This window comes from Rossellomorea vietnamensis (genome assembly GCF_001305855.1).
Lineage (GTDB): Bacteria > Bacillota > Bacilli > Bacillales > Bacillaceae_B > Rossellomorea > Rossellomorea vietnamensis_A.
Window position 1 is genome coordinate 179654 of the sequence record NZ_LIXZ01000006.1, and the last position, 12757, is coordinate 192410.

The window sequence follows — 12757 nt, forward strand, 5'->3', positions numbered from 1 at the left end:
ACGACTGAAAGGAAGTTAAACATGAAGTGGAAATCCCAGATACAAAATCTTAAAGCATACCAGCCTGGAAAAACGATGGATGATGTAAAAGAGTTATTCAATCTTGAGAAGGTAGTGAAGCTTGCATCGAATGAAAATCCCTTTGGATGCTCCAGAAATGTTGAAACATATCTGAAAACCAGTGCCCTTTCCCACGCGATCTATCCTGACGGTTATGCGAAGGAGCTGCGTTTTAAGGTGGCAGGACATTTATCTGTAGAACCTGGACAGTTGTTGTTTGGGAATGGCTCGGATGAAGTGATCGAGATCATCTCAAGGGCGTTATTGGATGGTGGTAAAAGTACGGTAATGGCAACCCCTACCTTCCCTCAATATAAGCATAATGCCATCGTTGAAGGAGCAGAGGTCCGTGAAGTACCCCTGGATGCGGAAGGAAGGCATCAACTGGACAAAATGCTGGAAGAAATCGATGACACCACTTCGGTCGTCTGGTTATGTTCGCCCAATAACCCAACAGGGGAATATATCCGTAACAGGGAACTCATTTCCTTCTTGGATGCTGTCCCTTCCCATGTCCTTGTCGTATTGGACGAAGCTTATTATGAATATGTAGTGGCAGAGGATTATTATGATTCTTTGGAATTGTTGAAGTCATATCCTCAATTACTGATTACACGCACCTTTTCAAAAGCGTATGGCCTTGCCGGGTTCAGGGTGGGATTCGGGATCGGGAATAAAGACGTGATCGGGAAACTGGAGCCGATCCGTGAACCTTTCAATAATAATACACTGGCTCAAGGAGCGGCTTCAGCGGCAATCGAAGATCAGACCTTCATCGAGGAATGCAGGAGGGAGAACCGAAAAGGACTAGAGCAGTACTACCGCTTCTGTGAGGAACAAGGCCTCGCCTATGTCCCGTCTCAAGCGAACTTCGTATTGATCGATTTCGGCGTAAGCGGGGACGAAGTATTTCAATACTTGATGAGCAAGGGCTATATCGTCCGGTCCGGAGAAGCACTTGGATACCCTCATTCTGTCAGGATAACAGTCGGATCCCATGATCAAAATAAAGAGGTCATCGAAAGAATGACGGAATTTCTGCTGCTTCAGAAACAAGCATGATGAGCGGTCGGAGGGGCGTTGGTCCTTTCCGGCTTTTTTAAATCGGATGATGGAGGGGAAACGATGAATGGAACAGTGTTGATCATTGGGATGGGGCTGATCGGTGGGTCCCTTTCCCTCTGCATAAAAAAAGAACACCCACATACCACAATCATTGGGCATGATGTGAATCATAAAGAATTAAGGCTGGCAAGATCACTGGGGGTAATCGACGAGATGTCCCTTTCTTTACAGACTGCCGCCGAACGAGCGGATCTTATTGTTATCTCTACACCTGTTTTTCAAACAGAAAAGATACTCGCACAATTTGAATCCCTTTCCTTGAAAGAAAATGTCTTGATCACCGATACAGGCAGTACAAAGGAACAGATTATGAGATGTTCGGAGAAGCTGACCAAAAATGGGATTCAATTTATCGGGGGCCACCCGATGGCAGGATCTCATAAGAGCGGTGTGGCAGCTGCGAAAGAAATCCTATTTGAAAATGCCTTCTATATGCTTACGCCTGGATCCGGTGTGGCAGAGGAAAACGTAGGCAGGCTTCAAGACTGGCTGAAAGGAACTCATGCAAAATTCTTAATAATAGAACCAAGGGAACATGATGAGTTAACGGGCATGATCAGCCACTTTCCCCATATTGTTGCGGCATCACTGGTTCATCAGGCGAAGGGCTCATCGACTGAACACCCCTATTTGAGAAGGCTTGCTGCAGGAGGCTTTCGTGATATAACCCGTATAGCCTCATCCAACCCAACGATGTGGAAAGACATCACCATTCAGAACAGAGGGGTCCTGCTTTCCTTGTTAAGGGAGTGGAAAGTGGAGATGGATGAGGTCGTATCGCTCATCGAAATGAATGATTCACAGAAAATATACGATTATTTCAACGATGCGAAGACATTCAGGGATGAGCTGCCGATCTTAGAAAAAGGGGCCATTCCTTCATTCTATGATTTATTTGTGGATGTCCCGGATTATCCAGGGGTGATCTCCGAAGTGACAGGGTATCTTGCACAGGAGAAGATCAGTTTGACGAATATCAGGATAATGGAAACAAGAGAAGATATATACGGAGTATTAGCGATCAGCTTTCAAACGTTGGAAGATAGAGAAAGAGCTTTGAACTGCTTAAGAGAACAAACAAATTATGAACTATTCTTAGGATAAAGGGTGATAAGGATGGAAGCGAAGAAAAGACTGACGAATCCAAACAGTGGTCTGAATGGAGAGCTTCATGTACCCGGGGACAAATCAATCTCCCACCGCTCCATTATGTTTGGGTCGGTTGCTGAAGGCAAAACGGTTATACATAATTTTCTTATGGGGGAGGATTGTTTAAGCACGATTTCCTGCTTTCGTAAATTAGGCGTTGAGATTGAGGTCTCTGAAGGTGAAGTAATCGTCCACGGTAATGGCTGGGATCACTTGAAAGAACCTGTGGAAATCCTTGACGTTGGGAATTCAGGGACCACGACCCGTCTCATCATGGGAATTCTGGCAGGAAGACCATTTCATTCGGTTCTGATAGGTGATTCCTCGATTGCAAGAAGGCCTATGAGTAGGGTGACAGAGCCCTTAAAGCAATTCGGGACAGTGATAGATGGTCGTTCCGGAGGCAACTTCACGCCAATATCCATTAGGGGCGGCAATCTGAAAGGAATCCACTATTCTTTGCCTGTGGCAAGTGCACAGGTGAAATCAGCCCTCATATTGGCAGGACTTCAGGCTGAAGGGATGACTGAAATAGTTGAAAGAGAGCAAACGAGGAATCATACAGAAAAGATGATTGTCGAGTTTGGCGGAAAAATTGAAAAGCATGGAGATACGATTAAGGTAGAGGGAGGGCAAGTATTGAAAGGGACGGAAGTCTATGTTCCCGGAGATATTTCCTCGGCGGCCTTTTTCATGGTGGCGGCAGCCATCGTTCCGGAAAGCAGAGTACGGTTGAAGAATGTAGGGCTGAATGAAACGCGGACGGGCATTGTGGAAGTGATGAAGAAAATGGGTGCGTCGATTGAAGTCGTGGAACATTCGAATGAAGGGGAACCGATTGGGGATATTCTCGTGGAAACATCCAATCTTACAGGGATTGAAATAGGAGGGGACCTGATCCCATCATTGATTGACGAAATTCCGATCATTGCTCTTTTAGCGTCACAAGCTGAGGGGAAAACGGTGATCAAGGATGCCGAAGAATTAAAAGTGAAGGAAACCAATCGAATCGATGCCGTTGTGAAGGAGCTTGGAAAACTGGGGGCGAAGATTCAGGGTACGGCCGACGGGATGATCATCGAGGGGAAAACCCCATTACACGGTGGAGAAGTCCATTCCTGGGGCGATCACCGGATTGGTATGACATTGGCAGTCGCGTCCCTTCTGACTGACTCAGATGTATATTTAGAAGATGCAGAGGCCGTAAAGATCTCGTATCCGACTTTCTTTGAACATATCAATAAACTGTTGACGAAATAAAACTGAATAAATTATGTGAGAGGTGGTTGGTCTGCTTGAAGGCTGGATCCGCCTCTCTTTTTAATGAGCGGGTGGCATGAATTCTCCCTTCCCTTCATAGCTTGTCTATAAAGGAAGGTGATGAAGGATTGAGCACTTATATTATTGATAACGCCAATTGGGTAAAGGGCACCAAGCTTACTCACAGTTCTCTATTGGTAAAAGACGGAAAAATTTCAGCCATCAGGGACAGCTTTCAGTACTACAAGTACACGAAAATGGATGTTTCACATTTTCTGATGACCCCCGGACATGTCATGTGTGACTTAATGGTACCCCAAGGGAGTGATTTCATCACCGTAAAGAACTATTACCTTGACAACTTTATTAAAAGAGGGTGCACCACGGTTTTAACGGCTTTTTCCATACAGTATGAGTATGAATTCCTTCCACAATTAAATAAACGGAGAACATCGTTGCTCAACAGTCCACTTGATTATACAATTGGCTTAAAAACACCTGCGAATCTGGTTACCCCGAACATCATCCGGGCATGTAAGCGGCATAAAGTTCCTGTCATCTGGATCGATCTGGATGAAGCAGGTGGATTCAAAGACATTCCATGGGGATGGATAAAAGGATTATTGTATGATTACCCTATTACTTTTGTCCCTTTTTTTACGACAAACATAGACAATAAAACCAAAATGAAGAATCTTAAAATATGGCAGAATTCGATGAAAAGCGAGGGTATTCCCCATATTCCCGTTGAAATCCCCGAAAAACAACCACTGAACTTAAACATATTGAAGAAAATTGGAATATATCCCCTTAGAGGAAATTTTTTGGTTGGTGGAGAAATATGTTATAACCTCTATATGAAGCCTGAGGATGAGCCGGGTACTGAGCCATTATCATTTCAATATGATCATCATGTGCTAAAATGTACTATGAACAAAGGGAAATATCATTATGTGAATAATAGAGGTCATTTTTATCCTGGAGCGGGTGAAGAACTGATCATACAAACCCCGGGATATTTTACTTAATTGAATACAAGCTTTTTTATAGAAAGGGATTGACCATGTCATACAAAGAACAAATGTTAACTTCTTTAGAAGAAGGTAATTTAGAAGAAGCAAAGAAACAGTATAATCAGGTTCTGAAATTCGGAAGTCATGAAGAAAAATTCAGTCTTGCCGAAGAATTACATCATTTGGGATTTCTGGAGGAAGCAAAAGAGCTGTACGGAAATCTTCTTCAATATTATCCAGGTGAAGGTGAGCTTCTCATTGAACTGGCAGAAATTCTGGTGGAGATGGACAAAGAAGAAGAAGCCATCGAGACGCTTGCAGAATTGGATGAGGGAGACCCTACCTATCCAAGGTCACTTCTTCTGTTAGCAGACCTTTATCAAATGCAGGGTTTGTTTGAAGTAAGCGAACAAAAGCTTCTTCAAGCTAAGAAGTTATTGCCTCATGAACCCGTCATCGATTTCGGACTGGGGGAATTGTATTCTGAAACGGGCAGATTCCTGGAAGCGATCAGGCATTACCAGACCCTAATAGAAAAGGGGACGACGGAGCTTGGCGGAACCAATGTACACCAGAGATTGGCAGAGGCCTATAGTGTAGGGGGAGCATTTGAAGAAGCTTTGACTCATTATGAAAAAGCACTTCAAGAACATCTGGAAATCAATACATTGTTCGGCTATGCCTTTACAGCCTATCAGGCAGGTTATTACGAAAAGGCGATTGAAAAATTCGAATCCGTCAAGGAACTGGATCCTGAATATCATTCTGTCTATTTACTATTGGCGAAGTCGTATGAGCGTGAAGAAAAGCTTCAAGAGAGCCTGGAAGCCGTTCAGGCTGGGGTGAAGCAGGATGAATACAATAAAGAACTGAACGTTTTCGGAGGGAAAATTTCATTGAAGATGGGCCTTGAAAAAGAAGCGGAATCGTTTCTTCGGGAAGCCTTGGCGCTCGACCCCGGTTATGTGGAGGCTGCGCTTATCATCAATAAATTGTTCTTTACACAGGAGCGGTACGAAGATGTGCTGGAAATAGCGCAGATGCTTACGGTTGAAGGAGAAGAAGAGCCTCAGATCAACTGGGATCTGGCAAAGGCTTATGAAGGGCTTGAACAATATAATCATGCATTAAAACAATACCGTATTGCATATACTTACTTTAAGAATCATCAGGAGTTTTTACTAGAGTTCGGACAATTTCTAGTAGAAGAAGGACTCAGGGGTGAAGCAGTAGAAGTATATAAACACCTGATTGAAATGGATCCTTCAAATGACGAATGGCAGTACCTGATTGAAAGATTGCAAGACTGATCAGTGACGATGGGTTCAAGGGACTTGGACGTTGGTAAATGTATATGGCTAAGAGCTTATTAATGTGACTTAAACTTTATGATGAAAGAAAAACGGACCTTTTAAAAAGGATTCTGCAGAGGAGGGAAAACCATGACCACCCCTGTTTCTGTCAACGAGAAGAAAGAATTTATCCGCTGGTTTTTGAACCGGTATCAATTAAAACGAAGAGAATGTGTGTGGATCTTGAATTATCTGATGAGTCATGACCAACTCATGAAAAAGGTTCACTTTGTCGAAGAATCCCAGTACTGTCCGAGAGGCCTGGTGATGTCCACCCATTGTGTCGAAGATGTTCCATTCCGATTCTACAAAGAGAATATCATGACAACGGACGCCGAAAAGTCATTTCATGATATCCGATTGAATAAGGATGAAGATATTTACATTCAGCTTAACTTCAGTAAGGCCAATTCCAGTTATCAGTTTGCAGCCGTACTGGAAGAAAATCCGTTTATGCCGAAATACTTACTTATCAATGAAAAAGACAGAATGGTAGCTGAACAGTTTCTGGAGGACAGCCTGCAGACGTTCAGGAAGGACCGCTTGTTAAAGGCCATCGATCAAGCATTGGATACCGGTGACAAAAAGGCTTTCAATAAATTGACCAAAGAATTGAATAGCCTGACCTGATAAGTCGAATGAAGAGAAATCCTCTCTTCATTCGATTTTTTATTGTCTTTTTAGATAGTAAGATTCAGAATGGTGCATACTATGAACGAGGCTCTTTTCGTGTCCTGAGTTGAGAATTATCCATTAGTTTACTTATCCCGGGGTCTATTTCACCGGGAAGCACGTTTAGTTGTAAAGCGCTTGTATAAAAAAAGTGAAATCGCTTTATATGAGGTGATATAAAGTGATAAGATGGGAAGTGGAAAATGAAAGAAAAAAAGTGAGGGTTATACATGAATTGGAACGTAAAAGATATTGAAGTATTTGAAGCCGAAAAAGCATATGTTGATACGGCTGTCATCCCTGTTGTCCCTGTTGATTTCGGGGAGGATAAAAGAGTCTCAGCAGCACAATCAGAGTTTATCAATCTACTCACCCTGCATCTGGAAAGGCAATTCAAAGGAAGAATGATGATGATCCCTTCATTTACATATAGAATGTCATCATCGATGGATAGCGAGGTATCCGAATTATCCCAATGGGCCGAGGAATTAACCGGGAGTGGTGTGAAGCATGTCTTCTTTCTGACTTCAGACAGCGGGTGGAAAAAGGTCGAGGATAAACTCGGGGAAGGCTTGATCTGGGTCCCATCTATCCCACTTGAAAACCTGGACGAACAATATAAGCATTCGATCATGGAAGATCAGGTAAAGCAACTGTTAAATGTGATTGTACAAAAATGGCAAAAAAATTCATAAAAACTTCACATTGTTTCCATCTTTTAGATTAGAGAGTTATTGACCTTGTATAGAGTTTAATATATCATAGTTATGTCCTAGTTTTATATTTGTGCGAAATATGTCCGACGGACTTACCTTACGATAGAGGGGGGAAAAGGATGAGCAAACATCGTGTATCTAGACGTCAATTCCTTAACTATACACTTACGGGTGTAGGCGGTTTCATGGCGGCGGGAATGTTAATGCCGATGGTTCGCTTTGCAGTGGATCCAGTATTGAAAACGGAAGCTGCGGGAGATTTTAGAGCGACTAAGCAAAAGGTTTCAGAATTAACGAATGAACCAGTACGTGTCGATTTCTCATATGAGCAAAAAGATGCGTGGTACACATCAGAAGTGACACAAACCGCTTGGGTTTATAAAAACAAAGAAGGCAAGGTCGTTGCTCTTTCACCGGTTTGTAAACACCTGGGTTGTACAGTTAACTGGAATGGGAATCCGGATCATAAAGAAATGTTCTATTGCCCATGTCATGGCGGAATGTACCACAAAAACGGTAAAAATGTACCTGGTACACCACCGACAGCACCGTTGGATTCATATCCAACAAAAGAGAAAGACGGGATTTTATATCTTGGAAAACCAGAACCAAATAAATTTGTTAAGTAAGGGGGCGTAATCTGTGCTGAACAAGATCTATGATTGGGTTGACGAGCGTTTAGACATTACGCCTTTGTGGCGCGATATCGCGGATCACGAAGTACCTGAACATGTAAACCCTGCGCATCACTTTTCTGCGTTTGTTTACTGCTTCGGAGGATTGACATTCTTCGTAACCGTCATTCAAATTTTATCCGGAATGTTCTTAACGATGTACTATGTTCCAGATATTAAAAACGCTTGGGAATCTGTGTATTATCTGCAAAATGAAGTTGCATTTGGACAAATTGTCCGCGGAATGCATCACTGGGGAGCCAGTTTGGTAATCGTAATGATGTTCTTACATACACTGCGCGTCTTCTTCCAAGGTGCATACAAAAAACCTCGTGAATTGAACTGGGTTGTTGGGGTTCTTATTTTCTTCGTTATGTTAGGGCTTGGCTTCACCGGTTATTTACTGCCGTGGGATATGAAAGCGCTATTCGCGACGAAAGTAGGTCTTGAAATTGCAGGAGCGACTCCATTTATCGGAGACCAGGTGAAAATGTTATTAGCGGGTGATGCTCACATCGTCGGAGCACAGACTCTGACTCGATTCTTCGCTATTCACGTATTCTTCCTGCCTGCTGCTCTACTTGGTTTGATGGGAGCTCACTTCCTGATGATCCGTAAGCAAGGTATTTCCGGACCACTATAAGAAACAATTGTAAATGATAAACCTAATAAAAGGAGGGGGACACTATGCATCGAGGAAAAGGGATGAAGTTTGTAGGGGACTCCCGGGTTCCTGCAGACAGAAAGCCGAATATACCGAAAGACTATTCGGAGTTCCCTGGTAAAACAGAAGCTTTCTGGCCGAACTTCTTATTGAAGGAGTGGCTGGTAGGAGCTGTTTTCCTTATCGGTTATCTTTGTTTAACGGTTGCTCATCCATCACCGTTAGAACGTATAGCCGATCCAACGGATACTGGATATATTCCATTACCTGACTGGTATTTCTTATTCTTATACCAATTACTTAAGTACACATATGCATCTGGACCTTATAATGTTATCGGAGCGTTCGTCGTTCCTGGAATCGCGTTTGGGGCACTTTTACTTGCACCATTCATCGATAAAGGACCTGAACGCCGTCCAACAAAACGTCCATTTGCAGTCGGATTCATGTTATTGGCGTTGGCAGCTACGTACTTCCTGACTTGGGAATCCGTTGCGACTCATGACTGGGAAGCGGCAGAGGAACAAGGAAAGATCCGTGCTGAAGTAGATATCGATAAAGAATCTGAAGGATATAAGATATTTTCTGATCAGAAGAATGGTTGTATCAACTGTCATGGTGAGAATTTGCAAGGTGGGGCGGGTCCTTCCTTAATCGGAACGGGTCTTGCACCTGAAGAAATTGCGAAAATTGCTAAAAACGGTAAACCACCGGGCATGCCTGCAGGTTTATTTAAAGGGACAGATGAAGAGTTGAAGAAACTCTCTGAATTCATCTCTGGTTTAGAAGAATAATGTTTGAGAAAGGGCCGGCTGCTGTTGGCCCTTTTTTTCTACTTTAAAGTGAGGTGCAATACATGCTCTGGCTCATGACGATTTTAAGAAATAAAATGTTTTTATGGTTGCTGCTTTTAGTGAATGTATTCGGTACCATCTATGGATACATATGGTATATTCCACAACTCCGAAATACTCCTCCCCAGTTTTTATTGTTTGTCCCTGATAGCCCGACAGCCAGTTTGTTTTTTTGTTTCGTATTAATCGCATTTATACTTAAACGTAATTGGCCGATTTTCGAAGTGCTGGCGATCATCACCCTGTTTAAATACGGTGTTTGGGCAGTGATCATGAACTTGTTGACCCTCATGGTATCGGGAGATTTGCCTTGGGAAGGGTATATGCTGATGGCTTCACACGCGGCAATGGCCGTGCAGGGTATCCTATATTCCTCGTTTTATCGGGTGAAGTTGTGGCATATTGCCGCAGGGGCAGTCTGGACCGTCCATAATGATATCATCGATTATGTTTATATGCAGTTTCCTGTTTATTCAAGACTCTATATGTATATCCAGAATATTGGATATTTCACTTTCTGGTTAAGTATCATCTCCATCGCCATTGCGTATTATTTCACCCAGAAAACAAATCGTCTCTCACTTGACTATAAGTTTGACTGATTTATGGTCTACTCTTGTCCACCCCTTCATAAACTCTATTAGTAGTTTTAGGGGGGACAAGTATGAAATTAATCCAATTTTTTATCACGCTTTTCTTATTTCTCATTTTAGTACCTCACCCATTAATCGCAGTAGAATCTCCGTCTCCAATCAACGAGCTCGATGATATATCAGATCAGGCTTTACAGATGACAAAGGCTGGCCGGTATGAAGAAGCCAAGCATCTGTTGGTTTATTTCTCCGAAGAATTTGCCTCTTTGAGTGCCCAACAGTCCTTCTCGATGGATGAGCTTAGAATTCTTACCATTTCACATAATCTTGCATTGGAAAGTATCAACCAATCCTCCCTTGCTCTTGAGCAAAAGGTGAATGCCGTTACGAAGTTCCGCCTGGTGATGGATGCATTAAACAGTCAGCATCAGCCTTTATGGGTCGAAATGGAAGACCCGATCATGGAAGCCTTTAATGGTGTAAAGGTTGCGGCGGAAAATGGAAACGTTGATGAATACCAAACGACATTGAATGTATTTTTATCAAAATATAATATCATTCAACCGAGTATTAAATTGGATATTCCAGTTGAGCGGGCTCAATCACTGGATGCGAGGATCACTTACTTGGATCATTATCGTCAGGATGTGCTGGAAGGGGAGCAAACGATGAGCGAGCTGACGGCTTTGGAAACGGATCTTCAAAAACTATTCGAGAACATGACAGAGGATGAAGCGGATCCTTCCCTTTGGTGGGTCATCATATCGACTGGCAGTATCATTGTTTCTACATTATCTTATGTAGGTTGGAGAAAATATAAGGGACAGGGTGAAGTAAAAAAGTCCGAACGTCAAAAAAATTGACAGTACGATGATGGCGCTATAAAATTTAGTTAATCTATACATCTGGAGGTTTTTGCGATAATGGCAGGATTTTTGATTTACTTTTTACTCATTGCTCTTATTCCGATAGGAGCACAAATGCGTGTAAAGAGTACGTTTAAGAAATATTCAAGAGTGGCCACCACTTCGGGTATGACCGGCAGGGAAATGGCCAGAAGGATTCTTGATGAAAATGGCTTGCATAATGTAAAAGTCGTGGAAGGCAGAGGGTTTCTGAGTGATCACTATAATCCTATGACCAAAACGGTTGCCCTATCACCTGATAACTACCACGGGCACTCGGTAGCCGGGGCGGCAGTGGCTGCGCATGAAGTGGGGCACGCCATACAGGACGCTGAAAGCTATGCGTTTCTAAGATTCCGCCATGCCCTCGTACCGGTAGCGAATATCGGTTCTAATATGTCCTGGATCTTCTTGATGATCGGTATTTTCACTCAATTATCCGGTATGTTCCTGCTCGGGATCATATTGATGGCTGCAGGGGTTGTGTTCCAATTGATCACGCTTCCTGTTGAGTTCAATGCTTCATCGAGGGCCATGAATCAAATCGTTTCCCTTGGATTGATCCGCAATGAAGAAGAGCGTCATGCCAGGAAAGTGCTGAACGCAGCAGCAATGACTTATGTAGCCGCGGCAGCAGTCGCAATCATTGAACTGTTAAGACTGGTACTTATTTTCACCGGCATGAATGGTGACGATTAAGAATACAATAAAAGAAGCCGGACTAAAGGGATCCCTTTAGTCCGGCTTCTTTTGGTTTGATTCTCTCTAGTCCAGTATAGGATTTTTATCTGCATCGAGCGTGAAACCTTCGCCGAGAACGTCATGGACCACAGTGACGGATACGAAGGCGTGAGGATCAACGCTTGTGATGATGTTTTTCAGTCTGACGATTTCATTTTTCCCGACTACGCAGTAAAGGACTTCCCGCTCTTGTTTCGTAAACGAACCGTGGCCGCGTAATACGGTCACTCCCCGGTCCATCTTTTCATTTATGACAGTGGCGATTTCTTCATTGTGTTCTGAAATGATCATGGCCCCTCTGGCAGCGTAAGCCCCTTCCTGCATGAAATCAATGACCCTTGCAGCCACAAATACAGCAACCAGCGTGTACATCGCTTCCCTGTATTCCAAATACGTAATGAGTGAGACGCCGATGACGACGGCATCAAACATGAACATCGTCTTTCCCATGCTCCATCCTATGTATTTATGAGCAAGTCGGGCGATGATATCCACCCCGCCTGTCGTTCCTCCGTATCTGAAAATGATCCCCAGTCCAATTCCAATGAAGACACCCGCAAATAAGGCCGCGAGAAAAAGATCCCCTTCCAGGTTGATGGTCATTTGATACCGTTGGAAAATCCATAGAAATACGGATAGAGCTACAGTCCCAATCACCGTATAATAGAAAGCTTTCTTTCCGAGGAGCTTCCATCCCAGGAAGAATAGGGGTATATTTAAGGCAAGGTTGGAGTACGACGGATCGATATCGAATAAGAAATAAAGGATGAGCGTTATTCCCGTGAATCCACCTTCAGCCAGTTTATTTTGGATATTAAAATGTACGAGTCCAAAAGCAAATATAGCCGAACCTAATAAGATGAACAATATATTTTTAATACGTAATCCCAACATTTGTGTTTCCCTCCTTTTATAGTATTATCTCGTAGACAGAGACATTATATAAGAAGAAAAACAAACTGGCAACGGAGACTTTCGA

At 43.0% G+C, this 12757-nt stretch carries 14 protein-coding genes; 13 read left to right on the top strand and 1 reads right to left on the bottom strand.

Going from position 1 to position 12757, the window contains the following annotated elements; translation table 11 throughout:
• Positions 1-21: 21 nt before the first annotated feature.
• The 13 genes from hisC to AM506_RS10050 all read left to right on the top strand — a co-directional run bounded on the left by hisC (position 22) and on the right by AM506_RS10050 (position 11736).
• Positions 22-1122 (top strand): histidinol-phosphate transaminase, encoded by a 1101-nt coding sequence (gene hisC / locus AM506_RS09990; RefSeq protein ID WP_060672346.1) that lies wholly within the window; start codon positions 22-24, stop codon positions 1120-1122.
• A 63-nt stretch (positions 1123-1185) separates the two neighbouring features.
• Positions 1186-2289 (top strand): prephenate dehydrogenase, encoded by a 1104-nt coding sequence (locus AM506_RS09995; protein ID WP_060672446.1) that lies wholly within the window; start codon positions 1186-1188, stop codon positions 2287-2289.
• Positions 2290-2301: 12 nt separating this feature from the next.
• Positions 2302-3594: a 3-phosphoshikimate 1-carboxyvinyltransferase gene (gene aroA, locus AM506_RS10000; protein WP_060672347.1), complete on the top strand. Its 1293-nt coding sequence runs from the start codon at positions 2302-2304 to the stop codon at positions 3592-3594.
• A 128-nt stretch (positions 3595-3722) separates the two neighbouring features.
• Entirely contained in the window at positions 3723-4622 is a 900-nt protein-coding gene (locus tag AM506_RS10005) for a hypothetical protein (protein WP_152968569.1), read from the top strand.
• 35 nt (positions 4623-4657) lie between these two features.
• Positions 4658-5917, top strand: a complete 1260-nt coding sequence (locus tag AM506_RS10010) for a tetratricopeptide repeat protein (RefSeq protein ID WP_060672349.1) — start codon at positions 4658-4660, stop codon at positions 5915-5917.
• A gap of 132 nt (positions 5918-6049) precedes the next feature.
• Positions 6050-6589 carry a ReoY family proteolytic degradation factor gene (locus AM506_RS10015; protein WP_060672350.1) on the top strand — a complete coding sequence of 180 codons (540 nt, stop codon included), beginning with the start codon at positions 6050-6052 and terminating at the stop codon, positions 6587-6589.
• A gap of 272 nt (positions 6590-6861) precedes the next feature.
• Positions 6862-7326, top strand: coding sequence for a YpiF family protein (locus AM506_RS10020; protein ID WP_060672351.1), 465 nt, complete (start codon positions 6862-6864; stop codon positions 7324-7326).
• Between the two features lie 140 nt (positions 7327-7466).
• Positions 7467-7976: a ubiquinol-cytochrome c reductase iron-sulfur subunit gene (locus AM506_RS10025; protein WP_060672352.1), complete on the top strand. Its 510-nt coding sequence runs from the start codon at positions 7467-7469 to the stop codon at positions 7974-7976.
• A gap of 13 nt (positions 7977-7989) precedes the next feature.
• Positions 7990-8664, top strand: coding sequence for a menaquinol-cytochrome c reductase cytochrome b subunit (gene qcrB, locus AM506_RS10030; RefSeq protein ID WP_032087896.1), 675 nt, complete (start codon positions 7990-7992; stop codon positions 8662-8664).
• 44 nt (positions 8665-8708) lie between these two features.
• Positions 8709-9479 (top strand): menaquinol-cytochrome c reductase cytochrome b/c subunit, encoded by a 771-nt coding sequence (locus AM506_RS10035; protein ID WP_060672353.1) that lies wholly within the window; start codon positions 8709-8711, stop codon positions 9477-9479.
• Between the two features lie 62 nt (positions 9480-9541).
• Positions 9542-10141, top strand: a complete 600-nt coding sequence (locus AM506_RS10040) for a DUF1405 domain-containing protein (RefSeq protein ID WP_060672354.1) — start codon at positions 9542-9544, stop codon at positions 10139-10141.
• Between the two features lie 62 nt (positions 10142-10203).
• Positions 10204-10995: a sporulation protein YpjB gene (gene ypjB, locus AM506_RS10045; RefSeq protein WP_152968570.1), complete on the top strand. Its 792-nt coding sequence runs from the start codon at positions 10204-10206 to the stop codon at positions 10993-10995.
• 60 nt (positions 10996-11055) lie between these two features.
• Positions 11056-11736: a zinc metallopeptidase gene (locus AM506_RS10050; RefSeq protein ID WP_034758397.1), complete on the top strand. Its 681-nt coding sequence runs from the start codon at positions 11056-11058 to the stop codon at positions 11734-11736.
• Positions 11737-11802: 66 nt separating this feature from the next.
• Here AM506_RS10050 and AM506_RS10055 read toward each other — a convergent pair whose 3' ends face one another.
• Positions 11803-12672 carry a YitT family protein gene (locus AM506_RS10055; protein ID WP_060672355.1) on the bottom strand — a complete coding sequence of 290 codons (870 nt, stop codon included), beginning with the start codon at positions 12670-12672 and terminating at the stop codon, positions 11803-11805.
• Positions 12673-12757: the final 85 nt, after the last annotated feature.

Bases quoted from the DNA above. Each gene is read 5' to 3' on its own strand.
- aroA (WP_060672347.1), top strand. From the start codon at position 2,302: ATGGAAGCGAAGAAAAGACTGACGAATCCAAACAGTGGTCTGAATGGA.
- AM506_RS10010 (WP_060672349.1), top strand. From the start codon at position 4,658: ATGTCATACAAAGAACAAATGTTAACTTCTTTAGAAGAAGGTAATTTA.
- AM506_RS10040 (WP_060672354.1), top strand. From the start codon at position 9,542: ATGCTCTGGCTCATGACGATTTTAAGAAATAAAATGTTTTTATGGTTG.
- hisC (WP_060672346.1), top strand. From the start codon at position 22: ATGAAGTGGAAATCCCAGATACAAAATCTTAAAGCATACCAGCCTGGA.
- AM506_RS10015 (WP_060672350.1), top strand. From the start codon at position 6,050: ATGACCACCCCTGTTTCTGTCAACGAGAAGAAAGAATTTATCCGCTGG.
- AM506_RS10035 (WP_060672353.1), top strand. From the start codon at position 8,709: ATGCATCGAGGAAAAGGGATGAAGTTTGTAGGGGACTCCCGGGTTCCT.
- AM506_RS10025 (WP_060672352.1), top strand. From the start codon at position 7,467: ATGAGCAAACATCGTGTATCTAGACGTCAATTCCTTAACTATACACTT.
- AM506_RS10050 (WP_034758397.1), top strand. From the start codon at position 11,056: ATGGCAGGATTTTTGATTTACTTTTTACTCATTGCTCTTATTCCGATA.
- ypjB (WP_152968570.1), top strand. From the start codon at position 10,204: ATGAAATTAATCCAATTTTTTATCACGCTTTTCTTATTTCTCATTTTA.
- AM506_RS10055 (WP_060672355.1), bottom strand. From the start codon at position 12,672: ATGTTGGGATTACGTATTAAAAATATATTGTTCATCTTATTAGGTTCG.
- AM506_RS10020 (WP_060672351.1), top strand. From the start codon at position 6,862: ATGAATTGGAACGTAAAAGATATTGAAGTATTTGAAGCCGAAAAAGCA.
- AM506_RS09995 (WP_060672446.1), top strand. From the start codon at position 1,186: ATGAATGGAACAGTGTTGATCATTGGGATGGGGCTGATCGGTGGGTCC.